At 68.6% G+C, this 25,881-nt stretch carries 24 protein-coding genes and 1 pseudogene; 14 read left to right on the plus strand and 11 right to left on the minus strand.

All coding sequences use genetic code 11. The features are described 5' to 3' along the window. Positions 1 to 38: 38 nt before the first annotated feature. Positions 39 to 821 (minus strand): SDR family NAD(P)-dependent oxidoreductase, encoded by a 783-nt coding sequence (locus tag DDE10_RS16095; RefSeq protein WP_114953806.1) that lies wholly within the window; start codon positions 819 to 821, stop codon positions 39 to 41. A gap of 122 nt (positions 822 to 943) precedes the next feature. Here DDE10_RS16095 and DDE10_RS16100 point away from each other — a divergent pair, with 122 nt between their 5' ends. Next, positions 944 to 1,750, plus strand: coding sequence for a hypothetical protein (locus tag DDE10_RS16100; protein WP_114953807.1), 807 nt, complete (start codon positions 944 to 946; stop codon positions 1,748 to 1,750). A 29-nt stretch (positions 1,751 to 1,779) separates the two neighbouring features. Here DDE10_RS16100 and DDE10_RS16105 read toward each other — a convergent pair whose 3' ends face one another. Next, on the minus strand, positions 1,780 to 2,955 hold the full coding sequence (locus DDE10_RS16105) for an acetyl-CoA C-acetyltransferase (protein WP_114953808.1): 1,176 nt from the start codon (positions 2,953 to 2,955) through the stop codon (positions 1,780 to 1,782). A gap of 129 nt (positions 2,956 to 3,084) precedes the next feature. Between DDE10_RS16105 and DDE10_RS24100 the strand changes: the two are divergent. Beyond that, a pseudogene (locus DDE10_RS24100) lies at positions 3,085 to 3,349 on the plus strand (DUF6356 family protein). Here DDE10_RS24100 and DDE10_RS16110 read toward each other — a convergent pair. Next, positions 3,333 to 3,698: a hypothetical protein gene (locus DDE10_RS16110; RefSeq protein ID WP_114953809.1), complete on the minus strand. Its 366-nt coding sequence runs from the start codon at positions 3,696 to 3,698 to the stop codon at positions 3,333 to 3,335. The pseudogene DDE10_RS24100 and the gene DDE10_RS16110 sit on opposite strands and share 17 nt — an antisense overlap. A 241-nt stretch (positions 3,699 to 3,939) precedes the next feature. On the opposite strand from DDE10_RS16110, the gene DDE10_RS16115 reads away from it, so the two are divergent. Then, positions 3,940 to 4,266: a YMGG-like glycine zipper-containing protein gene (locus DDE10_RS16115; protein ID WP_114953810.1), complete on the plus strand. Its 327-nt coding sequence runs from the start codon at positions 3,940 to 3,942 to the stop codon at positions 4,264 to 4,266. A gap of 18 nt (positions 4,267 to 4,284) precedes the next feature. On the opposite strand, the gene DDE10_RS16120 is transcribed toward DDE10_RS16115, so the two are convergent. The 3 genes from DDE10_RS16120 to DDE10_RS16130 all read right to left on the minus strand — a co-directional run bounded on the left by DDE10_RS16120 (position 4,285) and on the right by DDE10_RS16130 (position 7,058). Then, the gene (locus tag DDE10_RS16120; protein ID WP_114953811.1) at positions 4,285 to 5,883 is read right to left on the minus strand and encodes a phytoene desaturase family protein; all 1,599 of its coding nucleotides are present in this window, start codon (positions 5,881 to 5,883) and stop codon (positions 4,285 to 4,287) included. 41 nt (positions 5,884 to 5,924) lie between these two features. Further along, entirely contained in the window at positions 5,925 to 6,329 is a 405-nt protein-coding gene (locus tag DDE10_RS16125; RefSeq protein ID WP_114953812.1) for a DoxX family protein, read from the minus strand. A 114-nt stretch (positions 6,330 to 6,443) separates the two neighbouring features. Beyond that, entirely contained in the window at positions 6,444 to 7,058 is a 615-nt protein-coding gene (locus DDE10_RS16130) for a TetR/AcrR family transcriptional regulator (RefSeq protein ID WP_114953813.1), read from the minus strand. Positions 7,059 to 7,181: 123 nt separating this feature from the next. Between DDE10_RS16130 and DDE10_RS16135 the strand changes: the two genes are divergently transcribed. The 4 genes from DDE10_RS16135 to DDE10_RS16150 are packed head-to-tail and all read left to right on the plus strand — an operon-like array spanning position 7,182 to position 13,475. Next, a complete protein-coding gene (locus tag DDE10_RS16135) occupies positions 7,182 to 7,532 on the plus strand; it encodes a hypothetical protein (RefSeq protein WP_114953814.1) in 351 nt (116 codons plus the stop codon). Between the two features lie 11 nt (positions 7,533 to 7,543). Beyond that, positions 7,544 to 8,842: an efflux RND transporter periplasmic adaptor subunit gene (locus tag DDE10_RS16140; RefSeq protein WP_284734709.1), complete on the plus strand. Its 1,299-nt coding sequence runs from the start codon at positions 7,544 to 7,546 to the stop codon at positions 8,840 to 8,842. Between the two features lie 14 nt (positions 8,843 to 8,856). Beyond that, positions 8,857 to 12,021: an efflux RND transporter permease subunit gene (locus DDE10_RS16145; RefSeq protein WP_114953816.1), complete on the plus strand. Its 3,165-nt coding sequence runs from the start codon at positions 8,857 to 8,859 to the stop codon at positions 12,019 to 12,021. Positions 12,022 to 12,032: 11 nt separating this feature from the next. Continuing rightward, the gene (locus DDE10_RS16150; RefSeq protein WP_114953817.1) at positions 12,033 to 13,475 is read left to right on the plus strand and encodes an efflux transporter outer membrane subunit; all 1,443 of its coding nucleotides are present in this window, start codon (positions 12,033 to 12,035) and stop codon (positions 13,473 to 13,475) included. A gap of 14 nt (positions 13,476 to 13,489) precedes the next feature. Here the strand turns inward: DDE10_RS16150 and DDE10_RS16155 are convergent, their stop codons facing one another. The 3 genes from DDE10_RS16155 to pgi all read right to left on the minus strand — a co-directional run bounded on the left by DDE10_RS16155 (position 13,490) and on the right by pgi (position 17,377). Beyond that, a complete protein-coding gene (locus DDE10_RS16155) occupies positions 13,490 to 14,359 on the minus strand; it encodes an FRG domain-containing protein (RefSeq protein WP_114953818.1) in 870 nt (289 codons plus the stop codon). An 87-nt stretch (positions 14,360 to 14,446) separates the two neighbouring features. Beyond that, positions 14,447 to 15,796 (minus strand): glutathione-disulfide reductase, encoded by a 1,350-nt coding sequence (gene gorA, locus DDE10_RS16160; RefSeq protein ID WP_114953819.1) that lies wholly within the window; start codon positions 15,794 to 15,796, stop codon positions 14,447 to 14,449. A gap of 60 nt (positions 15,797 to 15,856) precedes the next feature. Continuing rightward, on the minus strand, positions 15,857 to 17,377 hold the full coding sequence (gene pgi / locus DDE10_RS16165) for a glucose-6-phosphate isomerase (RefSeq protein ID WP_114953820.1): 1,521 nt from the start codon (positions 17,375 to 17,377) through the stop codon (positions 15,857 to 15,859). Between the two features lie 92 nt (positions 17,378 to 17,469). Between pgi and DDE10_RS16170 the strand changes: the two genes are divergently transcribed. The 6 genes from DDE10_RS16170 to era are packed head-to-tail and all read left to right on the plus strand — an operon-like array spanning position 17,470 to position 21,678. Further along, the gene (locus tag DDE10_RS16170) at positions 17,470 to 17,883 is read left to right on the plus strand and encodes a MarR family winged helix-turn-helix transcriptional regulator (RefSeq protein WP_114953821.1); all 414 of its coding nucleotides are present in this window, start codon (positions 17,470 to 17,472) and stop codon (positions 17,881 to 17,883) included. Continuing rightward, positions 17,880 to 19,070, plus strand: coding sequence for an MFS transporter (locus tag DDE10_RS16175; protein WP_114953822.1), 1,191 nt, complete (start codon positions 17,880 to 17,882; stop codon positions 19,068 to 19,070). The genes DDE10_RS16170 and DDE10_RS16175 overlap by 4 nt, the downstream gene beginning before the upstream one ends. Before the next feature lie 13 nt (positions 19,071 to 19,083). Continuing rightward, entirely contained in the window at positions 19,084 to 19,212 is a 129-nt protein-coding gene (locus DDE10_RS23885; RefSeq protein ID WP_284734710.1) for a hypothetical protein, read from the plus strand. A 59-nt stretch (positions 19,213 to 19,271) separates the two neighbouring features. Beyond that, on the plus strand, positions 19,272 to 20,123 hold the full coding sequence (lepB, locus tag DDE10_RS16180) for a signal peptidase I (protein ID WP_114953823.1): 852 nt from the start codon (positions 19,272 to 19,274) through the stop codon (positions 20,121 to 20,123). Next, entirely contained in the window at positions 20,117 to 20,788 is a 672-nt protein-coding gene (gene rnc / locus DDE10_RS16185; RefSeq protein WP_114953824.1) for a ribonuclease III, read from the plus strand. The genes lepB and rnc overlap by 7 nt, the downstream gene beginning before the upstream one ends. Beyond that, entirely contained in the window at positions 20,785 to 21,678 is an 894-nt protein-coding gene (gene era / locus DDE10_RS16190; protein WP_114953825.1) for a GTPase Era, read from the plus strand. The genes rnc and era overlap by 4 nt, the downstream gene beginning before the upstream one ends. 395 nt (positions 21,679 to 22,073) lie before the next feature. On the opposite strand, the gene DDE10_RS16195 is transcribed toward era, so the two are convergent. Together DDE10_RS16195 and DDE10_RS16200 are read right to left on the minus strand one after the other, a co-directional pair. Next, positions 22,074 to 22,793, minus strand: a complete 720-nt coding sequence (locus tag DDE10_RS16195) for an NAD-dependent deacylase (protein ID WP_114953826.1) — start codon at positions 22,791 to 22,793, stop codon at positions 22,074 to 22,076. A gap of 54 nt (positions 22,794 to 22,847) precedes the next feature. Further along, positions 22,848 to 23,753, minus strand: coding sequence for a LysR substrate-binding domain-containing protein (locus tag DDE10_RS16200; RefSeq protein WP_162806671.1), 906 nt, complete (start codon positions 23,751 to 23,753; stop codon positions 22,848 to 22,850). A 66-nt stretch (positions 23,754 to 23,819) separates the two neighbouring features. Here DDE10_RS16200 and DDE10_RS16205 point away from each other — a divergent pair, with 66 nt between their 5' ends. Continuing rightward, on the plus strand, positions 23,820 to 25,754 hold the full coding sequence (locus DDE10_RS16205) for a TonB-dependent siderophore receptor (protein WP_114953828.1): 1,935 nt from the start codon (positions 23,820 to 23,822) through the stop codon (positions 25,752 to 25,754). The last annotated feature ends 127 nt before the right edge of the window (positions 25,755 to 25,881 follow it).

A 25,881-nucleotide genomic window follows, 5' to 3' on the forward strand; every position in this document is an offset into this window, starting at 1 on the left:
AAACCAGCCAGCGCATCACGGCCGTGCCCGGCCCGGCCTCAGCGCGGCGCCATCCGGATGGCGCCGTCGAGCCTCACATATTCGCCGTTGAGATAGGTATTCTCGGCCATGAAGACGGCGAGGCGGGCATATTCCTCGGGCCGGCCGAGACGCTTCGGGAAAGGCACCTGGGCGGCGAGCGCATCCTTCACGTTCTGCGGCATCATGCCCACCATCGGCGTCTCGAACACGCCCGGCAGGATGGTGTTGACCCGGATGCCCTCGCCCATCAGGTCGCGCGCGATCGGCAGCGCCATGCCGAGCACGCCGGCCTTGGACGCGCTGTAGGCGGCCTGGCCGATCTGCCCGTCCTGGGCCGCGACGCTGGCGGTGTTGACGATCAGCCCCTTTTCGCCGTCCTCGAGCGGATCGAGGGCCGCCATGCCGGCGGCCGAGGCGGAGAGGATTCGGAACGTGCCGATCAGGTTGATCTGGATGACCAGCTCGAACTGGTGGATCGGGTAGCGCTTGATCTCTCCGGTCTGCTTGTCGCGACCGACCGTCTTCATCGCATTGGCGACGCCGGCGCAATTGACGCAGATCCGCTCCTGGCCGTGCGCCTCGCGCGCCTTGGCGAAGCCGGCATCGACCGCTTCGTCGGAGGTCACGTCCACGGCGCAGAAGATCCCGCCGATCTCGCCGGCGACCTTCTCGCCGCGGTCGGCATCGCGGTCGAAGACGGCGACCCTGACGCCCCTGGCGGCGAGCGCGCGGGCAGTGGCTTCGCCGAGGCCGGACGCGCCGCCGGTGACGACCGCCGCAATGGATGAATCGAGCTTCATGAAATCCTCCCTTTGCACCCGCTCCTAACGACATCCGGAGCCGGCGGACAAGCGGCCGCGGGCGCGCTTGCTCCCCGTCGCGGGAAAAGACTAGGATCGAGCCTCATTCGAAGGGGGGTCGAATGTCCTACACCGATCAGGAATCGCCGTTCACCGCGCGCCGCATGGCGGCGGCATTGGGCGGCATCGTCATCATGTTCGTCATCGGCCTCGCCCTGCGGGCCGGCTCGTCGAATGATGGCGACGGCACCTTCCAGTCACTTCAGCGCCGTTCAACCACGGTCGAACGGGCCGAGGCCGAGCTCGCTCGCGACGGCAGAAGCCGGGAGATGATGGCCGCGTTCAAGGCCAATTATCCACAGGAGTATGATCAGTTTCTCCGACGCGTGGTCGACGCGGTAAACCGGCGCGGGTCGGCTGCGGCGCGACAGGAAGCGTTCACCTTCATGGAGACTTTCGTCCGATCGAAGGTTCCGCACATCGCCGAGGCGCCCGACGCCGACGTGAACCGGCTCGGCGATGCGCTGGTGGATTTCTCGGCCGCCCTCCGGGAGGCGGATATCTCGCTGTGCGCCCGCTTCCAGATGGGAGGCCTGACGGCCATGGACCGGCTCCCCGAAAGCGCCCTTCCCGCCATGTCGCGGCTGAACGTGGCCCAGTTCAGGGCAGCGCGGCAAGCGGAGAACGGCCGTCGGGTGCCGCGCACCGCGCTGAGCGATGCGGACGCCGAAGCCTGGTTCGCCCGGATCGAGACGATCGATCCGGAGAGTGCGCGCAGGATCGCCGACGATCGCCTTCCCGCAGCGACGCCGCAGCAGCAATGCGATGCCGGCCTCGCCATCTACCAGGCCGCCATGGAATTGCCTCCGACGCGATCGGCCAACGTCGTCGCCGAGCTCATTCGACAAGCGTCGACGCCGCCGCGATAGTCGAGGTTGCGGCGACCGATCCCGGCCGCTCAGGCGAGATTCTCGACGATGGTGACGTTGGCGATGCCGCCGCCCTCGCACATCGTCTGCAGGCCCCAGCGCTTGCCGCGCGCCTTGAGCGCATGGGTCAGGGTCGCCATCAGCTTGGCTCCGGAGGCGCCGAGCGGATGGCCCAGCGCGATGGCGCCGCCATTGACGTTGAGCCGGTCCGGATCGGCACCGCTTTCCTGCAGCCAGGCGAGCGGCACCGAGGCGAAGGCCTCGTTGACCTCGTAGAGATCGACGTCGCCGATCCTGAGGCCGCTGCGTTCGAGCGCGCGGCGGGTGGCGGGGATCGGCTCCTCGAGCATGATGACCGGATCGCCCGCGGTGACGGTGAGATTGTGGATCCGCGCCAGCGGCGTCAGCCCGTGCGCCTTCAGCGCCGCCTCGCCGACGACGAGGACGCCGCTGGCGCCGTCGCAGATCTGGCTGGCATTGGCGGCGCTGATCCGCCCGCCCTCCTTGAGCAGCTTCACCGACGCGATTCCTTCCAGGGTGGCGTCGTAGCGAATGCCCTCGTCGCGATCGTGCAGCCGGGTCTCGCCATCCTCGCCGGTGACCGGCAGAGCGACGATCTCGTCGGCGAAGGCGCCGGCCTCGGTGGCAGCCGCGGCCTTGCGGTGACTCTCCAGCGCGAAGGCGTCCAGCGCCTCGCGGCGCAACTGATATTTCTCGGCCATCATCTCGGCGCCGATGAACTGGCTGAACATCGGCACGCCGAACCGATCCTGCACGCTCTTCGGAAAAGGACCGCCGAGCCCGGCCTGCATCGCCAGGGTCACCGGCGATCCCATCGGCACCCGGGTCATCGATTCGACCCCGGCGGCGATCACCATGTCCTGGGTACCGCTCATCACCGCCTGGGCGGCGAAGTGGATGGACTGCTGCGACGATCCGCATTGCCGGTCGATGGTCACCGCGGGGACGCTGACCGGCAGCCGGCTCGCCAGCACGGCGTTGCGGCCGACATGGAAGCTCTGCTCGCCGACCTGGCCGACACAGCCCATGATCACGTCGTCGACCGCCGCCGGATCGATGCCGGTGCGATCGACAAGGGCGTCCAGCACCGCGGCCGCCATATCGACGGGGTGCCAATCCTTGAGCGCCCCGCTTTTGCGCCCGCCGGCAGTGCGGACGGCGTCGACGATATAGGCTTCGGGCATAAGCGGGCTCCTGGCAGGTTCACGTTTACGTAAACTGTAGCCGCGCGACCTGCGCTCCGGAAGACCCGATCGCGCCATTTCGAGGCCAGCTTCCAAGGCCATCGCCAGTCGCCCTCAAGGCAGGAGCAGATGGCCGGCGACCCGTTTACCGACCATCCGCACGATGTCGGGGAAAGCCATTTCGGGCGTGAGACGACCGCGGCGGGCGTCGGCCTGCGCATGGCCGGCGGTGCGCTGCTTCGTCCACATCGTCTTCCCGTTCCTGCGTGATCGCACCGGCAGAAGCACGATCGAGCGGCTCCGTCGCGATATCGATCGTCGCGTCGTCGCGCCGAACTCGGAACGTCACCCGAGATCCGACCGGAACGGCGGGCGAATCAGAAGCGGAAGCTGACTCCGACCGCGGCGATACCGCGGTCACGCGGACGCACCGCCGTCGGGTGCCGCTCGGACTCCATATTCGTGCGCATTCGGGCGTGGTCCGCGACCGAGAAGCGCCCGATGCCGATCTCGACATTGTGGTCGATCGGGAAGGCGGCGATGAGGCCGTTGCGGCGGCTCGGTGGCGGCAAGCGAAGATCGCCCTCGGGAGAGCGGAATTGGAGCCGCGAGCCAGACCGCGGGCTGGCGACCGTGCGTGGTTCGGAACCTTCGACGAGCGCGAAGCCCGAATGCTGTGCCGCGGCGGGCATGGCTGCCAGCAGCGCGAGCGAAAGCGGCAACGCCACGCGAAGATGGCGCATCGACATCCTTGTCACCCCTGTCGTCCCTGTTTGGCGGAACAGCGCCTGATCCAAGTCAAAGTTCCGCCCGTTCGGTCTCCGGAACGTTCACGGCGCGCCGGGCCGAAAGCTGCGTTCGACGAACCGCCGACGGTCGCTCGCTGCGCCGGAACGATGCCGCGGCGCGGCGGTTGGATTGGACGAGAGCCGATACGCCCTCTGCCGAAGGCCGTCAGGCTCCGTTCGTCACGAGGAGACAGTCATGCGCGTATCCACCTTTGCCATCATGCTCGGCGCCGCCAGCCTTTCCCTCGGCGGCTGCGCCAGCAACCGCTATGGCTATAACGATAATCGCCAGCTCGAGCGCGCTGCGGCCGGGGCGGCCATCGGCGCAGCCGCCGGCGCCGCGGTCGGCGCGGCTACCGATCTCGAGATCGAGGAAGGGGCGGCGATCGGCGCCGTCGCCGGCGGCGTCATCGGCGCCGCTACGGCCAACGACCGGCGCTGGCACCGCGACAATCGCGGCTATTGCTATTATCTCGATCGCTACGACCGTCGCGTCTACGATTACGACCGGCGCAGCTGCTGAGGCCCGGCGCGCCTCGCGTCAGAGCTTCAGCTTCTTGCGGTCGGCGATGATCGCGCGGGCGGCGTTGTGGCCGGGTGCGCCGGTGACGCCGCCTCCCGGATGCGCGCCGGAGCCGCACAGATAGAGACCCTCGAGCGGCATCCGATAATCGGCATGACCGAGCATCGGCCGGTTCGAGAAGAGCTGGTCGAGCCCCATCTTGCCGTGGAAGATGTCGCCGCCGACGAGGCCGAAGCGACGCTCGAGATCGAGCGGCGAGAGCGCGAGCCGGCCCACCACGCTCGCGGCGAAACCCGGCGCGTATCGGTCGACATGGGCGATGATCGCGTCCGCCGCCTCGTCGCGCCGGGCATCCCATCCGCCGGGCACGTCATAGGGGAAATGCTGGCAGAAAAGGCTGGCGACATGGGCGCCGGCCGGCGCGAGGCTGTCGTCGAGGGTCGAGGGGATGAGCATCTCGACGATCGGCTCGCGCGAGAAGCCGTCGGTGCGCGCGCTCAGCCAGGCGCGGTCCATATAGTCGAGCGACGGCGCGACGATGATTCCCGCGGTGAGATGGTCGCCGGGCTCGGGCCGGCTGGTGAAGCGCGGCAGCTGCGACAAAGCGACGTTCATCCGGAAGGTGGCCGACTCGCTCGCCCAAGCCTTCATGCGCCGCGACGCGTCGTCCGGGACAGCGCCTTCCGGCAACAGGCGGCCGAACAATAGCCGGGGATTGACCCCGGCCGCGACCGCGCGCGCGCGGTAGACGCCGCCCGCCGCGGCGGCGCCGACGGCGCGCGGGGCGCCGCGGACGGTTTCCACCATGATCTCGTCGACGGGGGAGTCGAGGACGATCTCGACGCCGCGCTCGCGGCAGGCCTTCGCCATAGCCTGGGTGATCGCGCCCATGCCGCCGATCGCATGCCCCCACGCGCCCGCCACCCCCGCCGCCTCGCCGAAGACGTGGTGAAGGAGGACATAGGCACTGCCCGGCGCATAGGGGCTGGCATAATGGCCGACGACGCTGTCGAAGCCGAACAGGGCCTGGACCAGCTCATGGCTGAAATAGCGGTGCAGGATGTCGGCCGCCGACTTGGTGAAGAAGTCCGAGAGATGGCGCTGCCCTTCGAGGCCGAGCCGGTTGGCGCCGGCGCCGAGGCGCAGCAGCGAAGGCAGCTCGCCGAGGCCGCCGCCGGCATTGGGCGGCGCGCGCAGCAGCCATTCGCGCACGACGCCGACCACTTGCTCCAGCGCCGCGGCATAGGCGTCGTAATTCTCGGCATCGGCGGGGCTCAGCCGGGCGATTTCCCGCCGGGTCAGCCCCCCGCGGCCGGCGAGCAGATGCTCCGAACCCAAGGTCGGCAGGAAATTGTCGATCCCGCGCAGCACCACCTTGAGGCCGTGCTGGTAGAGCCGCATGTCGCGGATCACCTTGGGGTTGAGCAGCCCGACTGTGTAGCTCGCCGTCGAGTTGCGGAAGCCGGGATGGAATTCCTCCGTGACGGCCGCACCCCCCACCACCGAGCGCGCCTCGAGGACGGTCACCTTGTAGCCGCGCTCCGCCAGATAGAAGGCGCAGACGAGGCCGTTATGCCCACCGCCGACGATGAGGATGTCGCTGGAGTTCCCGCTCATGGCGGGGCTATAGAGGGAGGCCCGACCTTCAGCCAGCGCGTCTAGATGGATTGACGCCGTCCTCCCGATCCCTCGACGCTGAACGCTCCGGGCCCGGCCGCGACCAGATAGAGGAACAGGAAGCAATAGAGGATGGCGGCGTCGCCGCCGTTCGCGACCGGGAAGAAGCTCGCCGGGGCATGGAACATCCAGTAGGCGACCGCCATCTCGCCGGCGGCGATGAAGGCGGCGGGACGGGTGAACAGGCCGAGCATGATGAGCGTGCCGCCGACCAGCTCGATGATCGCGCCGATACCGAACAGGGTCAGCAGCTCCTGCTGGCCGGGTTCCGCTCCGGGCGGAAAACCGAACAGCTTGACGACGCCGTGGGCGAGGAAGAGCAGGCCGGCGACAATCCGGAGCAGGCCGAGCAGATGCGGCTGGTAGCGAGCGAACGAGTCGAACATGGCGGCCTCCCTTTCGTGACGGAGGCGTAGCGAACACGATTTGGCGCCGAGGGCAAGGGCCGATCGCCCGACCTCCTGCGCGGTTCGAGTGCGCGGTTCGAGTGCGCGGCGCCGCTACCGCCTCAGATGGGCGTCGATGAGCCGGTCGGCTGACTGGATGAGAGCGGTTCCCGGCCCCTGCGACCCGAAGATGTGGTGGACCGAATAGGCGCCCTCGATGAGCAGGATGATGCCGTCGGCGAGGGTCTCCGGCTCGTCGATGCCCAATCTTCGGGTCATCCCGACCAGGCGCTCGCGCGCCTCGATCTTGCAGCTTTCCGCCACCTCTCGACCGGGATGCCCGCTCTCCGGAAACTCGACCGCCGTGTTCGACATCGGGCAGCCGCGGAAGCCGGGCTGGCTCATCTTCGCCGCAAAATGGGCGACATAGGCGCGCAGCTGCGCGAGCGGATTGTCGCCGGCGGCGGCGAGCACGTCCCCGAGCTGGTCGCCGGCCTCCTCGGCGTAGCTTTCGAGGCACGCGGCGACGAGATGATCCTTCGAATCGTAGCTTCGGTAGAGGCTCGGCTTGGTCACGCCGGCCTGGCAGACGATCTCGTCGACCCCGACCGCGCGGATGCCGCGTTGATAGAAGAGCTGTCGCGCCGTCTCGAAGATCCGTGTCGCCGCATTCTTGCGGCCTTCCCCGCAGCCCGTCCCGCAGGGAGCCGATGCCTCGCGCTTGCCCATCAGAAGATTTTTTCCTCTCCGGCTCTTGACGAAATGTTACTGAACGGTACGTATCACAACAGCACGTACCGGTCAGTAACATTTATTTGCGATCGGTGATGACGGATTTCAAGGAGAAAATCAATGGCATACGCTGAAGCCGTTCTGCTGGGCGCCGATTCCGTCGCTGAGTCGGCCGAGTCGGCACGCTTCGAGCCGCTCGAGCTGCAAGTGATCGCGATCGCCGAGGCGGATCCGATCGCCAGCATCGGCGCGCCGACCCGCTTCTCCCGGTTCTTCGAGCGCTGGCTCGGGATCAGCCGGCCCAAGCCGCTCGCCAACGAGCGCCTGGAGGCGCTGCGCCGCTTCGCCGTCCTCGCCCGGGTCACCGGCGGCAGCCTGCCGGTCGACGAAGTCAGGCGCTTCCTCGCCGCCGGCTATTCGCTGCTTCAGGCGCGCGCGCTCCAGCGCCGCGCCGCTTCCTTCGCCCGTTGATGGAGGGCCTCATGTATCACAGCTTCCCCAAGGACGAGCAAAGCCGGCCGCAAGCGGCCGGAAGCCCCGTTCCGCCGCCTGCGCCGGTCGAGCCCGCCGCGCCGCCGCCGCGACTTTCCCCTCGCACCAAGGGCGGCCTCGTCGCTCTCCTCGTCGGCGTCGCGGCGATCGGCACCGCACAGCTCGTCGGCGGCGACGATGCCAAGGCGGATGCACCGCCGCCGCCGACGGTCACGGTCGCCCAGCCCCTCGCCCAGCAGGTCGTCGAATATGACGATTATACCGGCCGGTTCGAGGCGAGCGAGGCAGTCGAGATCCGTCCGCGCGTGTCCGGACAATTGGTCGGAATCCATTTCCGCGACGGCGAGGTCGTCCGCCAGGGCCAATTGCTCTTCACCATCGATTCCAGGCCCTATGCCGCGGCGCTGGCCGAGGCGCGGGCGCGGCTGGCCGCCGCCCAATCCGCCCTCGCCCTCGCCCGCAGCGAGCATGCCCGCGCCGCCAGCCTGATCGACGACGAGGCGGTGTCGCGCGAGGAAGTGGAATCGCTGGAAGCGGCGGCCCGGACGGCGGCGGCTCAGCTCGCCGCCGCCCAGGCCGTCGTGCGCCAGCGCGAGCTCGACGTCGAGTTCACCCGCGTGCGCGCGCCGATCACCGGCCGCATCTCGGATCGGCGAATCGACCGCGGCAATCTCGTCGCGGCCAACGAGACCGTGCTCACCAGCCTTCTCGCGCTCGATCCGATCCACTTCACCTTCGACGGTTCGGAGGCGCTCTTCCTGCGGTCGCAGCGCGAGCGCCAGAACGGCGCGGCGCCGGCGACGGAGGTCCAGATCCGCCTGCAGGACGAAGGGGACTATGCCTGGCGCGGGCGGATCGACTTCACCGACAACGCGATCGATCCGGGAGCTGGCACGATCCGGGCACGCGCCATCGTCGCCAATCCCGAATATTTCCTGGCCCCGGGAATGTTCGGCAACATGCGGCTCGCCAATGGCGGTCCGCGCGATGCGCTGCTCGTGCCGGACGCGGCCGTCCAGACCGACCAGGCCCGAAAGATCGTGCTCGCCGTCGCGCCCGACGGCACGGTTGCCGCCCGCCCTGTCGAGATCGGCGCCCGCATCGGCACGCTGCGGGTCATCCGTTCCGGATTGAGGCCGACCGACCGGATCGTCGTCGAGGGCGTCCAATATGCCCAGCCCGGCAGCCGGGTGAACGTCCGCGCGACCCGCATCGCTCCGCCGGCCGCGGCGCCGGCGCAGGCGGCGGCGCGGGCACCGGCCGCAGCCCAGGCCACCATCGCCTCCTGATCGAAAGCCAGACCATGCGCTTCAGTCATCTCTTCATCCGCCGGCCGATCTTCGCGGCGGTGGTCGCGATCATCATCACCCTGGTCGGGACCTTCTCCTATTTCGGCCTGGCGGTATCGCAATATCCGGAAGTGGTGCCGCCGACCGTGACGGTGAGCGCCGCCTATCCGGGCGCGTCGGCCGAGACGATCGCCGACACCGTCGCCGCGCCGATCGAGCAGGAGATAAACGGCGTCGACAACATGCTCTACATGTCGAGCCAGTCGACCGGCGACGGGCGCCTCGTCGTCACCGTCACCTTCGCGCTCGGCACCGATCTCGATGCGGCGCAGGTCCTGGTCCAGAATCGCGTCGCGCTCGCCGAACCGCGGCTGCCGGAGGAGGTGCGCCGCACCGGCGTCGTCGTGCGAAAGGCCCTTCCCTCCTGGCTGATGGCGGTGAACGTGCTGTCGCCGGACCGGTCGCTCGACCAAGCCTATGTCTCCAATTACACTCTGACCCAGATCAAGGACCGGCTGTCGCGGGTCGAAGGCGTCGGCGACGTCCAGATCTTCGGCGCCCGCGACTTCGCGATGCGGGTGTGGATCGATCCCGGCCGAGCCTCGGCCCGGGGCCTCACCGCCGGCGAGATCGTCGCGGCGCTGCGCGCGCAGAACGTCCAGATCGCCGCCGGCTCGGTCGGTCAGCCGCCGGTCGACGACGGCGCCGCCTTTCAGCTCAACATCGAGGCGCAGGGCCGTTTCCGCACCGCCGAGGAGTTCGGACGCGTCGTCGTTCGCGCCGACAATGAGGGCCGCGTCACCCGGCTCGCCGACGTCGCCCGGGTCGAGCTCGGCGCGGAGGATTACGGCCTCAACGCCTATCTGTCGGGCCATGATTCGATCATCCTGGGCATCACCCAGCGGCCGGGCACCAATGCCCTCGCCGCCGCTACCGGCGTGATCAGCGAGCTGGAGGCGGCCTCGGCCGACTTCCCGCCGGGCCTCGCCTATCGCGTCGTCTGGAATCCGACGGAGTTCATCAGCGAATCGATCGCGGCCGTCCAGGACACTTTCGTCGAGGCGATCCTGCTCGTCGTGCTGGTGATCCTGGTCTTCCTGCAGAGCTGGCGGGCGGCGATCATCCCGATCGTCGCCATCCCGGTCTCGCTGGTCGGCGCCTTCGCCGTGCTCGCCGCCTTCGGCTATTCGCTGAACACGCTGTCGATGTTCGGCCTGCTGCTGTCGATCGGCATCGTCGTCGACGACGCCATCGTCGTCGTCGAGAATGTCGAGCGCAACCTCGAGCAAGGATTGTCGCCGCGCGAGGCGGCGCACCGGTCGATGGACGAGGTGTCGGTCGCGCTGATCGCGATCGTGCTCGTGCTCTGCGCGGTGTTCGTGCCCACCATGTTCCTGACCGGACTATCGGGCGAATTCTACCGCCAGTTCGCGGTGACCATCTCGGCGGCGACGATCATCTCGCTGCTGCTCTCGCTGACCCTGTCGCCCGCGCTCGCCGCTTTGCTGCTGCGGCCGAAGTCGCAGGAGGAGCCGGCCAGCCGCTGGCGCCGTCTGCTCGCCCGCGCCGGCGACCGGTTCAACACCGCCTTCGAGCGGCTGAGCCGCTGGTACGCAGGCGCGACCGAGCGGCTGGTCCGCCGGCCTGCCAAGGTCCTCGCCACCTATGCCGGCCTGGTCGTCGCCACGATCGCCCTGTTCTGGGTCACGCCGGCCGGCTTCATCCCGGCGCAGGACCAGGCCTATGCGGTCGCCGCCTTCCAGCTGCCGCCGGGATCGTCGCTCACCCGCACCGACGAGGTGCTGCGGCGGGTGACGCAGCGGCTGCTCGAGGTGGAGGGAGTCGAGGACGCGGTGATGTTCGCCGGGTTCGACGGGGCGACCTTCACCTCGGCGCCCAACGCCGCGGTCTCGTTCGTCACCTTCAAGCCATATGGTGAACGGGCCAGCACCGGCCGCAGCGAAGCGGCGATCATGGCGGACATGCGGGCCGCCGTGGCCGATGTCGACGAATCGATCGTCTTCGTGCTGCCTCCGCCGATCATCCAGGGCATCGGCACCGGCGGCGGCTTCCGGATGATGGTTCAGGACCGCGAGGGCCGCGGCTATGCCGCGCTCGAGCAGGCGGCGGGCGGCATCATCGGCGCCGCCCAGCAGGAGCCGAGCGTGCGGCAGGTCTTCACCCTGTTCAATACCGCGACGCCGCGCATCTTCGCCGACATCGACCGGGTCAAGGCCGACATGCTCGGCGTGCCTCCCGAGCGGGTGTTCGAGGCGATGCAGGTCTATCTGGGATCGTCATACGTCAACGACTTCAACCTGCTCGGCCGCACCTTCCGGGTCACCGCGCAGGCGGAGCCCGCCTGGCGCGACGACCTTGCCGACGTCGCCCGGATCGAGACCCGTTCGAACAGCGGGCAGATGGTGCCGCTCGGCGCCGTCTCCACCTTCGAGGACCGGACCGGGCCCTATCGCGTGATCCGCTACAATCTGTTCCCGGCGGTCGAGATTGACGGCGAGACGTCACCGGGCTTCTCCACCGGCCAGTCGCTGGCGACGATGGAGCGGCTGGCGGACGGCCTGCCGGCCGGCTTCAGCGCGGAATGGACCGATATCGCCTATCAGCAGAAGGCGGCCGGCAACGTCGCCGCCCTGGTCTTCGGCATGGCGGTGCTGTTCGTCTTCCTCGTCCTCGCCGCCCAGTTCGAGAGCCTGATGCTGCCGCTGTCGGTCATCCTGATCGTGCCGATGACGCTGCTTGCCGCCATGGCGGGCGTGAACCTGAGAGGGATGGACAACAATATCCTGACCCAGATCGGCCTCATCGTGCTGGTCGGCCTGGCGGCGAAGAACGCGATCCTGATCGTCGAGTTCGCCAAGCAGGCCGAGGAACGGGGCGCCAGCGCCGTCGAGGCCGCGGTCGAGGCGGCCCGGCTGAGGCTGAGGCCGATCCTGATGACCAGCTTCGCCTTCATCCTCGGCGTCATGCCCTTGGTGTTCGCGACCGGCGCCGGCGCCGAGCTTCGCCAGGCGCTCGGCACCGCGGTCTTCTTCGGGATGATCGGCGTGACCTTCTTCGGCCTCGTCTTCACCCCGACCTTCTACGTCGCCTGCCGGACCCTGCGCGAGCGCTTCGTCCGGCCCGGCGCGGCGGAGCCGACGCTCCAGCCCGCCGAATAGGAGAAAGTGACATGAACCCGCTCCGCAAGCTCGCTCTCACCGCCAGCCTGCTCGCGCTCGCCGCCTGCACGGTCGGCCCGGACCATGCCCCACCGGCCACGCCCGCCGCGGCGGCCGGGCCGTTCCTCGGCGCCGGCCATCCGGCGCTCGCCGATGCCGAGCCGGACGCCGACTGGTGGCGGCTCTATCGCGACCCTGTCCTCGACGGCCTCGTCCAGGACGCGCTCGCCCACAATAGCGACGTCCGGGTCGCGGCCGCCAATCTCGCACGGGCACGCGCCCTGTTGCGCGAAAGCCGGTCGCAGCGTCTGCCGCAGACCGGGCTCTCGGCCGGCGCGGCGTACGGCCGGGCCGCCGAGAACGACGTGCCGCCGGGCGCCGACCGCGAGGACTGGCAGTTCGACGCCGGCTTCGACGTCGCCTGGGAGCTCGACCTGTTCGGCCGCGTGAGCCGGTCGGTCGAGGCCTCGCGCGCCGATGCCGATGCGGCCGAGGCGGTGCGCGATGCCGTTCGCGTTGCCGTCGCCGCCGAGACCGCCAGGGCCTATGCCGACGCCGCGGCGGCGGCCGAGCGGCTCGCCGTCGCCGAGCGCAGCCTCGCCTTGATCGAGCGCACGCTCGTCGTCACCACCCGCCGATTCGAAGCCGGCCGCGGCACGCGGCTCGACGTTGCCCGCGTCACGTCCCTGCGCGAGCAGCAGAGAGCCAGTCTGCCCCCGCTTCGAGCCGAGCGCGACGGGGCCCTGTTCCGCCTCGCCACGCTCACCGGTCGCGCGCCCGCCGCCTTGCCCCCGGCGGCGGGCGCGCGCCGGACCATTCTCCAGCTCGACCGCCCGATCCCGATCGGCGACGGCCGCACCCTGCTCGCAAGGCGGCCCGACGTCCGCGAGGCGGAACGGCGGCTGGCGGCGGAGACGGCGCGGATCGGCGTCGCCACCGCCGATCTCTATCCGCGCATCACGCTCGGCGGCTCGATCGGCTCGACGGCGGGCTCGGTCGGCAACCTGTTCACCGGCGGGCCGCTGAGCTGGCTGCTCGGACCGCTGATCAACTGGTCCTTCCCCAATCAGGAGGCGGTGCGCGCCCGCATCCGCGCGCAGGAAGCCTCGGCCGAGGCGGCACTGGCCCGCTTCGACGGGGCCGTGCTCGGCGCGCTCGAGGAGACCGAGACTGCCCTTTCCGTCTATCGTCATGCGCTCGACCGGCGAGCGGCCCTGGCCGGCGCGCAGGAGGCCGCGGCCCGCGCCGCCGAGATCGAGCGGGCGCGCCTGCGCGCAGGCCGGGCGGATTCGCTCGCCGTGCTCGACGCGGAGCGCACCCTGGCCGAGGCAGAGGCCGAGCTGTCGCTGGCCGACGCCCGCATCGTGACGGCGCAGGTCGATCTGTTCCGGGCGCTCGGCGGCGGCTGGCAGGAGGAAGTCGCCGTGGCCGGCGCCGGCGACCAGCCCGGCTGAGCGATCGCCGACCGTCAGCTCGTCGCCGGACCGATCCCTTCCTTCACCTGCCTTGCCAGCTTCTGGAGAGGATCCTCGACCTCGGAAGGATAGAGAGCTGCTTCGGGCACCACCGGGAAGGCGGTGCTTCGAGACCAGAACCCGCTTGGGTGGAATCTGAACTTCGCGATCAGCCGACGACCGAAATCGATCTCGTAATGACGATAGTGTTCCTTCTGATCCGTGCTGATGAGTTCCGGATACTCGCCGAGCAGATAGCCTTCCTGAATGTGCGGACGAACCGCTGCAGGAGGGCACACGCTGGCCAGGCGGACGATCTGAAGTCCCGCTTCCGCGCTCGCGGTCACGGCACCGCTGATATGAGGTACGCCGATGACAAAGATGTAGGCATCCAGGTCAGCGTTCATCGTCGCGAACGACGCGGCGATTCTGAGCGAATGGGTGACATCCAGCAATGGAGTCGGACAGATTTCATAATGCTGGAGAATCGACCAGCGCAATATCTGCTGCCGTCTCAGTCGCTCGGCGCCAGGCAGATTATGCCGCGCATAAGCCGAAACCAGCTCGACTTCGGCACGACGCAAGAAATCATATCGGTTTCGCAGGCTCTCGACGGTCGGAACCTTACCTTGAGAGCGGCTCCGCATGATCGACGGCTTCAAGGATGTATTGCGGCTCCGGTTCTTATGATCTCCCGTCTGGCCACGGAAGAGGAGCACGTAATCTCGGTTCAGGAACTGCAGCTCCGCGACCTTGGTCGCGAGATCCATGAAATCCGCGACCTGATGTCCTTCGGATCGTCTTACGGCGGAGCAGCGACGGGGTAGAGCGTGGTCCTCGCCACCACCGTAGGTCCAGATCTTCTGTTCGCCGATGATATCCATATCGTTCCCGAAGGATGACACGGATGAGGATCGGCAACAATCTGGCACCGCGTTCCACGCGATCGCCGTGACGATCAGACCGAAGGCTCAGCGCATCAGCACCAGCTCCTCCGACATGGTCGGATGGAGGGCGATCGTCTCGTCGAACTGCTTCTTGGTGAGGCCGGCCTTCACCGCGATCGCGGCCGCCTGCAGGATCTCCGGCGCGTCGGGGCCGATCATGTGGATGCCGACGACCTGATCGGTCTCCTCGTCGATGATGATCTTGTAGAGCGCGCGCTCGTTGCGGCCGGCAAGCACGTTCTTCATCGGCCGGAAGTCGGAGACGTAGGCCTTGTAGGAGCCCAGCTTGTCGCGCGCCTGGCTCTCGGTCATGCCGACCCCGGCGATCGGCGGATGGCTGAACACCGCCGACGGGATATTCTCGTAATCGACCCGCGTCGGATTGCCGCCGAACACGGTTTCGGCGAAGGCCTGGCCCTCCCGGATCGCGACCGGCGTCAGCTGGACCCGATCGGTGACGTCTCCGATCGCGTAGATGCTCGGCACCGAGCTCTGATTGTCGTCGTCGACGAGCACCGCGCCGTTCTTGCCGAGCTTCACGCCGACCTCCTCGAGGCCCAGCCCTTCCGTGTTGGGATTGCGGCCGACCGCCCAGAGCAGCATGTCCGCCTCGATCGGATCCTGACCCTGGAGTTGGATCCTGAGGCTGCCATCCTCCTTCTTCTCGATCTTCTCGAACGGGGCGTTGAACTTGAAGTCGATGCCCTTCATCAGCGAGATGGTCAGCAGCCGGTCGCGTATCTGCTCGTCATAATGGCGCAGGATCCGGTCGCCGCGATTGACCACGGTCACGTGGCACGAGAATTGGTGGAAGATGCCGGCGAACTCGCTGGCGATATAGCCGCCGCCGGCGATCACGACCCGCTTCGGCAGCGTCTCGAGATGGAAGACCTCGTTCGAGGTGATTCCGTGCTCCGCGCCGGGGACGTCCGGGACGAAGGGCCGCGCACCCACGGCGACGAGGATGGTGCCGGCGGTCACCTTGCTGCCATCCTCGAGCGTCACCTCGTGCGGGCCCGAAATCCGGGCCCGCTGGGGAATGACCTCGACCTCGTTGCGCTCGAGGATGTCGTTATAGATCCCCTCGAGCCGCTCGACCTCGAACAGGACGTTGTCGCGCAAGGTGGGCCAGTCGAACCGGCAATGATCGACGTCCCAGCCGAAGCGCCGGGCATCCTGGAGATCTTCGGCGAAATGGGCGCCGTAGACGAGCAGCTTCTTCGGCACGCAACCGCGGATCACGCAAGTGCCGCCGACCCTATATTCCTCCGCCACCGCGACGCGGGCGCCGTGGGCGGCGGAGACTCGGGAGGCGCGAACGCCGCCCGATCCGGCGCCGAGGACGAAAAGATCGTAATCGTAGCTCGTGGTCATGGTCGGAAATCCTCCGGTCTTCGCGGGGCGTGGGCGGCTCGTCGCCGCGCGCCAATCGGATCAGTCGCCGTCGCCGCCGAAGGCACGGGCGAGAAGCGCCTCGGTCGAGGGATCGAAATCGAGGGCGTCGCCGCCCCCGTCGAGCGCCTTCGCCATCTCCTTGCCGAGCTCGACCCCGAACTGGTCGAAGGGATTGATTCCGAGCAGGACCGCGTTGGCGAACACGCGATGTTCGTAGAAGGCGATGAGCGCGCCGAGCGTGTGCGGATCGACCCGGTCCAACAGGATCGTCGTCGACGGCCGATTGCCCGGATAGCCGCGGTGGGGATCCTCCGATGGCCGTCCCGCCATCAAGGCCGCGCCCTGGGCGAAGCAGTTGACGAGCAGCTGGCGGTGATGGTCGGGAGCGAGCGTATCGCCGGGCTCGACCGAGGCGACGAACTCGACCTGCACCAGGTGGGTGCCCTGGTGGAGCAGCTGGAAAACGGCGTGCTGGGCGTCCGTGCCGACCCCGCCCCAGACGATCGGCGAGGTGGCCCGCCCGGCCGGGCTGCCGTCGAGGCGGACGCTCTTGCCGTTCGATTCCATCTCGAGCTGCTGGAGGTAATCGGGGAGCAGGCGAAGCCTCTCGTCATAGGCGAACACGGCCCGCGTCTCGGCGCCGCGCACATTCGCATAATAGCGATCGACGAAGGCGGCGAGCAGAGGCGCGTTGCGCTCGGGCGGCGCCAGCCGGAAATGCCGGTCCATAGCCGCCGCGCCCTCGAGCAGCGACTCGAACGCATCCCAGCCGAGCGCCAGCGCCGCGGGAAAGCCGATCGACGACCAGAGCGAGAAGCGGCCGCCGACGCTTTCGGTGAAAGGCAGGATGCGGGTCTCGTCGACGCCGAACTCGACCGCCCTGTCCGGGCTTGCGGTGAGCGCGACCACCTTGCCGAAGGGGTCGACGACGCCATGCTCCTCCATCCAGGACAGAGCGGAGCGCGCGTTCAGCATCGTCTCGGTGGTGGTGAAGGTCTTCGACGCGATGACCAGCAAGGTGGCGTGCGGATCCATCCGACCCATCGCCTCCTCGAGCGCGGCGCCGTCGACATTGGAGACGATCTCGGTGTCGTAGCGGTCGGCATGGCGGCCGAGCGCGTCGACGAGCAGCTTGGGACCGAGCGCCGAGCCACCGATGCCGACATGGAGGATCGACCCGACGGTGCCGAAGACGTCGGCCTCGACCGCGTCGATGAGGGTGCGCATCCGCGCCTGGAACCGGCGCGCCCGGGCAACGCTCTCCGCCGCGCCCTCGCCGCGCTCGGCCGCATGCTCGGCTGCACGTCCCTCGGTCGGGTTGACGATCCCGCCGCCGAACAGAGCCTCCCGGCGCGCCGGCAGGCCGGCCTCGTCGGCGATGCGGGCGAAAGCGTCGACGAGGCCGCGGTCGAGATGGGTCTTGGAGAAGTCGAAGCGCAGCCCCGCCTCCTCGATCACCATTCTATCCAGACGATCGGGCTCGGCATCGAACAGGTCGGCGAGTGTGGCGGCGGCGCCCGGGGCGGCCGCGGCCCAGGGATCGGAGGCAGGATCGCTCATGCGGGCTATCTAGGGTGGGTAAAGATGACCGGCAACGGCCGTGACGGAACGGGGCCCCTTGTCTGACACTCAAACACGTGTATTTACACGCAATGCTCGACACGGTCTGCGTCTGCGCCAAGCTCCGCCACTCCGCGCGAATCGTGACCTCGCTGTACGACGAGGCTCTCGCCGGATCGGGATTCAGCGTCGCCCAATTCTCGCTCTTGCGAATGCTGCAACGGGCAGGCCCGTGCTCGCTCACCGCACTGGGCGCGGCGACCGGGCATGATCGCACGACCCTCAATCGGACCCTGAAACCGCTCGAAGCGGCGGGCTTCGTCGAATCGATCGAGGGCCGCGACCGACGCGCGCGCGTCGTCCAGGTGACGCCTGCGGCGCGGGAGGCGATGGCGCGGACCCAGCCGCTCTGGGAGGCGGCGCAGGCGCGGATGACCGATTCCCTCGGCGGCGACAAGGATCGGCTGTTCGCGCTGCTCGACCGGATCGAGGGACTGCCGGCATGAGGAGACCGCTCACCGTCATCGTCTGCGCCTCCCTCATCGTCACGCTGGCGATGGGCGTGCGCCAGACATTCGGCCTCTTCCTGCCGCCGATCAGCATCGAGCTCGGCATCGGCCGCCAGTCCTTCGGTCTCGCCATCGCGATCAGCAACCTGCTGTTCGGCCTCGCCCAGCCCTTCGTCGGCGCGATCGCCGATCGCCATGGAGCGGGCCGGGTCGTCGTCGCCGGCACCCTTCTCTACGTCGCTGGGATGGTCGGCGCGGCGCAGGTGGGCAGCGCGATCGGCCTTCACCTCACCTTGGGCGTTATGGTCGGCGTGGCCATGGCGGCCACGACCTTCGTCGTCGTGCTTGGCGCCGTCGGCCGTGTCGTTCCGGCGGAACGGCGGGGCCTCGCCTTCGGCATCGTCACCGCGGGCGGCTCGCTCGGCCAGTTCCTGCTGGTCCCGACCGCGCAGGTCCTTCTCGTCGAATTCGGCTACAGGCTGGCGTTGATCGCGCTGGCGGGCGCGGTCGCGATCTGCATCGCGCTCGCGGCGGGCGTCGCCGGCGCGCCCAAGCCGCCGGGAGAGAAGGAGCCGCAGCTTTCGCTCGGCGAGGCGCTGAAGGAGGCCGCGCGTCACCGCGGCTATTGGCTGCTCAATGCCGGCTTCTTCGTCTGCGGCTTCCAGCTCGTCTTCATCGGCACCCATTTCCCCGCTTATCTCAGCGACCGCGGCCTCGGACTGGAGATCGGTGCCAGCGCGCTCGCGCTCATCGGCCTCTTCAACATCTTCGGCTCCTACCTGTTCGGCCTTTCCGGCGATTTCTGGCGGCGCAAATATGTGCTGAGCGGCATCTATGCCGGGCGAGCGGTCGTCGTCGCCTTGTTCCTGGCGCTGCCGCTGAGCCCGGTCACGGCCTTGCTCTTCGCCGGCGCGATGGGCTTCCTGTGGCTCGGCACCGTGCCGCTCACCAGCGGCCTGATCGGCCAGATCTTCGGGGTTCGCTACCTGTCGACCCTCTACGGGATCGTCTTTCTGAGCCACCAGCTCGGCAGCTTCTGCGGCGCCTGGCTCGGCGGCTACGCCTTCGACCGGACCGGCTCCTATGAGAGCGTCTGGATCGCAACCTTCGTTCTCGCCGCGGCGGCAGCGCTGATCCATCTGCCGATCCGCGACGGCCCGCAGCTGCGGCCACAACCCGCATGAGCGGGCGCGCCGCATGAGCGGGCGCGCGTGGCCCTGGCTGGCGGGGCTGCTCCTGCTGGCCCCGGCCCTGCTCGGCCTCCTCCTTTGGCGGACCCAGGGCGCGCGCATCTGGCTGGCGGATTTCGTCGCCGCCTGCTTCTGAACGCCGTCCCCTGGATTGCCCTGCTTGACCAAGGCCGGCCGCCACGCGAAGAGCCGCTCATGGAGAGCGAAACCCCGGCGCCGGCCGCCACACAGCCCCCTGCCGAGACGGCGCCCGAGCCGCGCAAGGAGAGCTGGTGGGAGACGATCCGCTTCTTCCTGATCCTCTTCGTCGCAGCGCTCGCCATCCGCAGCCTGCTCTTCGCACCCTTCTCGATCCCCTCGGGATCGATGCTGCCCAATCTGCTGATGGGCGACTATCTGTTCGTCTCGAAATGGCCGTACGGCTATTCGCGCTATTCCTTCCCCTTCGGGATCGCCCGCTTCGACGGGCGCTTCTTTGCCGGCGTTCCGGAACGCGGCGACATCGTCGTCTTCCGCTACCCGGGCCCGCGGAACGAGGATTTCGTCAAGCGCGTCATCGCTCTTCCCGGCGATCAGATCGAGGTGCGCGACGGCATCGTCATCCTCAACGGCGATGCCGTCAGCCGCCAGCGCATCGCCGACTTCACCCTTCCGGTCAGCCCGAACAGCCCCTGCCGCCCCGCTGGCGGCACCCGGCTGATCGCCGGCGCCGACGGCAACCAGGCCTGCGCCTATCCGCGCTTCCGCGAGACCTTGCCCGACGGACGCAGCTACGAGGTCCTCGACCAGGTGAACGGAAGCGACGGCGACACGTTCGGGCCGTTCATCGTTCCGGAAGGACATTTGTTCGTGATGGGCGACAATCGCGACGACAGCCTCGACGGCCGCTTCCCCGTCGCCGCCGGTGGAGTCGGGCTGCTGCCCGTCGAGAATGTGCTCGGCCGCGCCACCATCGTCTTCTGGTCGACCGACGGTTCGGCCGAGTGGCTCAAGCCCTGGACCTGGTTCACCGCGGCGCGCTGGGAGCGGATGGGCGAGACATGGTAAATTCCCTTGCCGACTGGCTCGAAGCGCAGACCGGCTACCGTCCCAACAATCTCGGCCTGTTCGAGCTGGCGCTCACCCATTCGAGCAAGAGCGAGCGCAATTACGAGCGGCTCGAATTTCTCGGCGACCGCGTGCTCGGCCTCGCCACCGCTTCCTGGCTCTACGAGCTGTTCGCCGACGAGCCGGAAGGCAAATTGTCGCGGCGTCTGAATGTGCTCGTCTCGCGCGCCACCTGCTCCGAGATCGCCCGCGACATCGGCGTTCCCGAGCAGATGCGGCTCGGCAAGCAGGCGCGCGAGGACGGCGCGCAGGACAGCGACAATGTGCTCGGCGACGTCGTCGAGGCGCTGATCGGCGCGATCTTCCTCGATTCCGGCTTCGAGCGGGCGGAGCATGTCGTCCAGCGGCTGTGGGCGTCGCGGGTCGGCGAGCTCGAGCGGGCGCCGAAGCATCCCAAGTCCTCGCTGCAGGAATGGGCGGCGGCCAACGACCACCGGCCACCGACCTACGAGCTGGTCGGCCGCTCGGGACCGCATCATGCGCCGAGCTTCATCGTCGAGGTGTCGATCCGCCATGTCGGCGAAGCGCGCGGCGAGGGCCTGTCCAAGCAGGATGCGGAGACCGCGGCGGCCGAGGCGCTGCTGGAGCGGGTGAAGCCGAAATGAGCGAGCGCTGCGGATTCGTCGCCGTCGTCGGGGCGCCCAATGCGGGCAAGTCGACTTTGGTCAATGCGCTGGTCGGCCAGAAGGTGGCGATCGTCACGCCGAAGGCGCAGACGACCCGAACCCGGCTGATGGGCATCGCCCTGGCCGGCGAGAGCCAGGTGCTGCTGATCGACACGCCCGGCATCTTCGCCCCCAAGCGCCGGCTCGACAGGGCGATGGTCGCGGCCGCCTGGGGCGGCGCCCAGGATGCCGACCTCATCGCGCTGGTCGTCGATGCCGCCCAGGGCATCACCCGCGGCGTCGGCGAACTGGTCGACCGGCTGAAGGAGCGGCGCGAGCCGCTGATCCTCGTCCTCAACAAGGTCGACCTGGCGAAGAAGCCGGACTTGCTGGCGCTCGCGGCCGAGCTAAACCAGCGCGCCGTGTTCGAGGAGATTTTCATGATCTCGGCCGCGACCGGCGACGGTGTCGCCGAGCTCAAGGCCTCGCTTGCCGCGCGCGTGCCCGAAGGACCCTGGCATTTCCCGGCCGACGACGTGTCCGACGCCACCGACCGGATGCTGGCGGCGGAAGTGACCCGCGAGCAGCTCTACCACCAGCTCCACGCCGAGCTCCCTTACGAGAGCGCGATCGAGACCGAGAAGTTCGAGGAGCGGCCGGACGGGTCGGCCGTCATCCACCAGCAGATACTGGTCGCACGCGACAGCCAGAAGGCGATCGTGCTCGGCAAGGGCGGCGCGCGCATCCGCGCCATCGGCGAAGCGGCGCGCACCGAGCTGGCCCAGCTGCTCGGCCGCAAGGTGCACCTCTTCCTCCACGTCAAGGTCAACCCGAAGTGGGAGGAAGATCGGGGCCTCTATCGCGAAATCGGCCTCGACTGGGTCGATTGATCGGGGCCCCTGCCCGCGAACAACTGCAATATTGGCGACGAACCTTTGTTCGCGCCGGTCGCGCCGACAAGAGCGGAAACGCACGCCAAGCGGCTTCGACTTGGCCGGGGACGTTCTCGGCCCGCAGGGTGCGCCCTTGCCCTGCCCCCAACGCCGGCTTCGGTCTCCATCCAAGGTGATACCGTAAAATTACGATAGAATCTCAAACAAGATTAACATTCATCGTGTTCTTTTGTTTGATCTGATCTGGCCTTTACTGTTGACGGGCGAAGCATAGGCGTGTTCTATGCTGTTCGTTGGGTAGACTGGTTCTCCGGACTGCCCATCCCATGCCCCTCTGGCCGGGCGTTCGATCTCGAACGCCCGGTTTTTTTATCGCGCGGGCTATGCGCGGCTCAACCCGCGCTGCCCAAGGGCGACAGCATCTCCTCGACCCAGGCGGGAACGAGCTCCCCGGCCCTGCCCGTCCGGCTCTCATGGAAATGATAGCTGCCGAGGCTCGGATCGAGGTTCATCTCGAGCGCGCGGGCGCCGCGATAGCGCGCGGTCTGGACGAACCCGGCCGCCGGATAGACGGCGCCCGAGGTGCCGATCGAGACGAACAGGTCGGCTTCCATCAGGGCGCGGTCGATGCGCTCCATCTCGTAGGGCATCTCGCCGAACCAGACGATATCGGGCCGGAGACGACCCGCGACGCCGCATTGCGGGCAATTCGGATGGTCGCACAGATCCTTGTCCCAGCGCATCCGCGCGTCGCAGTCGAGGCACCAGGCGGACGTGAGCTCGCCGTGCATGTGCCGCACCCGCTTGGCGCCTGCGCGCTCGTGCAGGTCGTCGACATTCTGGGTGACGATCAGCAGATCGCCCGGCCACTCCGCATCGAGCCGCGCCAGCGCGCGATGCGCGGCGTTCGGCTCCACCTCGGCCAGCCGCGCCCGGCGCGCGTCGTAAAAGGCCTGGACCAGGGCAGGATCGCGGGCGAACGCCTCCGGCGTCGCCACGTCCTCGACGCGATGGCCTTCCCATAGGCCGTCGGGGCCGCGGAAGGTGGCGAGACCGGACTCCGCGGAAATGCCGGCGCCGGTGAGAATGACGATGTTGGAAATGTCCTGCATCAGGCGGGCTTAGCGGATCGGAGGCGCTTCCGGTAAGGGCGAAGCGGGATCGGCTCAGGCTGTCGACGACAGATCAGGCCGAGCACCGGCGAGCTCGTGCAGTCGGTCCGCCAATTCGATGACGGCGCCGCGCTCTTCGCCTCTGCGCAAGCAAATATGATGGGCGGCAGGATTGGGCTCGGCGCGAGCGCCGATCGTCGCCAGCCGCCCTGAATCGATCCACGAACCGGCCAGCGGTTGCCGGAGCAGGCAAATCCCGAGCCCGGCGGCCGCCGCGGCCAGGACGGAATCGTAATCCTCGAACCGTCGATCCTGCCAGCGCGGCCGGTAGCGCAGGCCCGCGCCGGCGAGCCAGCTTCGCCACTGGGATGTATCGGAATCGTGCAGCAGCGGCTCGGCGTGCAGCGCAGCCTCGGAAGTCATAGGGCCGAGACGGGCCGCGATCGGAGGCGCCGCGGCCGGAACGAGTCTCTCCTGAAAGAGCAGCCGGGCGTCCAGCCCGTCCCACGGGCCGCGACCATAACGGATCGCCACGTCCGCTTCGCGCGCGTCTAGATCCGTGGCCTTGTGCTCCATCAGCAGCTCGACATGAATGTCGTCGCGCTCGATCTCCACGAGGCGCGGCAGCAACCACAAGCGGGCGAAAGAGGGCACCGTAGTCAGCCGCACGGTCTGCCGCCCGCGCCAGGGCCGCCAATGCTCGGCGCTGCGCGACAGCGCATCGAGACTGCGGCGCGCCTCGGCGGCGAAGCGCTGGCCGGCGGGTGTCAGACGAACGCCGCGGCCGTGCCGTTCGAACAGGCTCGTGCCGAGCCAGGCCTCGAGAGCCGCGATCCGCCGGCTGACCGACCCGTGCGTGATGTGCAGCGCTTCGGCGGCGGCGGTGAACGAGCCGGCGTCGGCCGCGGCGAGCAAGGCGCTCAGTCCGTCGAGTGGGGGCAGAGATCGAGACCTGTGCATATGACGCACAGATGATCGTCGATCGGTTCGGTATGTCAAGCATCGCCCCAATGGCATCCCAACGGCATGGAACCTGTCATTCGTCGCCGCGCTTTACCGGCGCTGGCCCTCGCCATCTGCAGCACGGCGCTGGTCGCGCCGGCCTTCGCGCAACGCGTGAATGAGAATGCCGTCGCCGATGCCGAGGATGCGTTCGGCTCCAATATCGGCGGCGAAACGCTCGGCATCTACGGCCCCTCCGACGTTCGCGGCTTCTCGCCTATCGACGCCGGCAACGTCCGGATCGAGGGGCTTTATATCGATCGCCAGACGGAGCTGACCAGCCGGCTGATGGCCGGCAACCGCATCCGCATCGGCCCCTCGGCCCTTGGCTACGCCTTTCCCGCGCCCTCCGGCATCGCCGACTATCGCCTTCGTGCGGCGCAGGACGAGGCGGTGCTGAGCATGGCTGCCAAGGCCACCAGCTTCGGCGGCTGGGAGATCGAAGCGGACGGGCTGTTGCCGTTGGACGGGCGGCGGCTGGGCTTGGCCGCCGGCGCCGGCTTCTATCGCAACCAGTTCCAGTTCGGGAACAGCAACGACGTGCTGTCGACGGCCGTGTCGCTCGCGTGGCGGCCGAACGGCGAGACCGAGATCAAGCCATTCTGGAGCCGGATCGAGGTCGATGACGAGGAAGCCTATCCGATCGTGATCGGCGACGGCCAGCGGCTGCCGGACCGAATGACGCGCCGCCGCTTCCTCGGCCAGGACTGGGCCGATTTCGAGGTGGAGCGAGTCACCTATGGCGGGCTCGGACGGACGCGGATCGGCCACTTCACGCTGCGGGCGGGCGCTTTCCGATCCGCCAACATCACCACCGAAGGCTATACGATCCTGCTCGACGCCGCGCCGCGCGGGACGCTGGCCGCGCGTAGCGTGGTCGCCAATCCGCGCCGCACCAACGCCTCGAGCAGCGGCGAGCTCAATCTGTCGCGCCCGTTCAGCATCGGACCCAGCCGCCACGCGCTGCAGCTCGCCGTGCGGGCGCGGCGGCAGACCCGCTTCTACGGCGGCTCGGACCGCGCCGACCTCGGCACGGCGCCGTTCGACGAGCCACTGGCGGTGCCGCGTCCGGTCTTCGCCTTTTCGGATCGCACTGAGGATCGGGTGCGGCAGTGGACCGCCGGGCTGGCCTATCAGGGAGCGATCGAGGGCGTGGGCGAGCTGAACCTCGGCGTCCAGCGCAGCGATTATCGCAAGAACGTGACCACGCCGACGGACGTGCTGCCGGAATCGCGGGCGCGGCCATGGCTGTTCAACGCCGCCGCCGCGGTCGAGATCACGCCCGCACTCGCTCTCTTCGGCGGGATGACTCGGGGCCTGGAGGAGAGCGACGTCGCCCCCGAGACGGCGGTCAATCGCGACGAAGCGCCGGCGGCGATCCGAACCCGGCAAATCGAGGCGGGGATGCGCTGGCGCCTGGGACCGATGACGCTTATCGCGGGTGGGTTCGAGATCGAGAAGCCCTATTACGGCCTCGACCGCGGCAACGTTTTCCGGCGGATCGGCACCGTGACCCATCGCGGTCTCGAGACATCGCTGAGCGGCACGCCGATCGAGGGGCTGACCGTCGTCGGCGGCGGTGTCCTCCTCGACGCGCGGCTCGGCGGCGACGAAGTCGCCGACGGGACGATCGGACGGCGGCCGATCGGCACGCCTTCTCGGACGCTGATCGCCAATCTCGACTATCGCCTGCGCGGCTTTCCTGCGCTTTCGCTCGATCTTGCGATCGAGCATGCCGGGCGCCGCTATGCCGACGCTGCCAATGACGTACGCGTGCCGGCGCGCACCATCGTCGACCTAGGGATGCGCTACCGCTTCCGGGTCGGCCGCCTCCCGGCGGTGCTGCGCGTCCAGGCCACCAACCTGTTCAACGCCTATGGCTGGGACATCGAAGGCAATAATGCGTTCGTCTACATCCAGAGCCGGCAGGTCGTCGCACGGCTTGCCATGGACATCTGACCGGCAGCGCCGATAATGGAATCCGCAAAGCCGACGGCGCTGGAGGCCGATCTGCGTGCAGCGGGCCGACCGACGGTGGTCCGCCGTCGGACCGGAGCGTCTTCAAGTCCGTGCCGAACTGCATGTT

Source organism: Sphingosinicella terrae (assembly GCF_003347635.1).
GTDB classification, from domain to species: Bacteria; Pseudomonadota; Alphaproteobacteria; order Sphingomonadales; family Sphingomonadaceae; genus Allosphingosinicella; species Allosphingosinicella terrae.